Source organism: Wolbachia endosymbiont of Atemnus politus (assembly GCF_013309895.1).
In genome coordinates, this window is record NZ_JAAXCS010000195.1 from 1 (window position 1) to 1,404 (window position 1,404).

Consider the following 1,404-nt stretch of genomic DNA (forward strand, 5'->3'; position numbering starts at 1 on the left):
TGGTTTAAAAGATACTCACCTAATATGGTATCATGCTCATATATTTACTCTCAACCATAGACAGCTATGTGATTTTAAAACAATATCCAACTGCATAGCTTGGTGTATAAAGTGTACAAATGGAGAAAGAATGTGAAAGAGCTTGAATATCTGAGGACAAGGGTTAGAGTTCGCTAGTATGTTGCTTGGAGAAGCACTAGAGGTGACTGTGTATATATATTTATTTAAAAAGAAATGTAAAGGCATTAAAGCCTATTGTATATAATGATTTTAAGAGGTGGCTGTTCCACCCACGATCGATGTATATATATTTTGTTTAATTTTTGGTTATAATAAACCTATGGTATATTTACCTCTGTCTCCCTATTTGAATACCACCTTACACCCTACACATGGTTTTCTATTTTGGGGTGATGGAATCACCAGGTACCTGGATGGGAGATTGGAAGTTGAACCTATGACCTGGTGCATTTGCTGACCTAGTCCGGTCGAGATATATCGCTTTATATCTCATCTTTTGTAACGGGAGGTTTTTCTCTTCTTCTCTACTTGAGTGAGGAGAGAAAAATTACAACCGTTACAACCTTCCAAGTAGAACTACTTTTCTATCCAGTGCCTTTGCAGCTTGGCTTATCGTTTCAATCCGTGCTACGTTTGAAGCAAATAGCGACACAGCAACTAGCTTTTTAGACTGCCTTATTATGCTATAAATATTGTTATAAACCTCACCTTCTGATTCTGGATTATGTTTGCTCAATATGTTTGTTGAATCGCAAATTGCTGCAAGCAGATCAGCCTTATCGCCAAATTCTTTTCAACAACCTATGTTAGAAGTTAAACCAACAACAGATTTTGGATCAAATTTCCAATCGCCAGTATGAAGCGCGCTGCCCACATCATAGCTAACTAATATTGAATGTGCTTCAGGAATTGAGTGAGCTACGTTTATAAACTCAACGGTGAAAGACCCCAAATTTATGCTGTCGTTTACATCTACCTCCTTCACAGTTACCACGCCTTCCAATCTAAATTCCTTTAGCTTTACCTTGAGTAAATTGACTGTATACTTTGTTGTATATACGGGACATTGCAACTCTTCCCACAAGTAAGGCACTGCACCGCAGTGGTCTTCATGTGCATGTGTAATTATTATCCCAAGCAAATATTTTTTTCGTTGAGCAATAAAGCTTACATCAGCAATTAGTAGCTCAATACCTGGCATAGTTTCATCGGCAAAACCAATACCAAGATCAATCATAATTCACTTGACTTGGTAGTGATATAGGCTAGCATTCATCCCAATTCTGCCTACTCCTCCGAGTGGAAGAAACAGAAATTCGTTTTTATTTATATTTATTAATTTTAAATTATTAAAATGTGAGAATAGGAAAACTTCGGTTTTAA

General features: G+C 36.8%; 1 pseudogene. It reads right to left on the reverse strand.

The features are described from left to right. Positions 1–583 precede the first annotated feature (583 nt). Positions 584–1,258: pseudogene (locus tag HET73_RS08860) on the reverse strand (MBL fold metallo-hydrolase); the annotation flags it as partial. Positions 1,259–1,404: the final 146 nt, after the last annotated feature.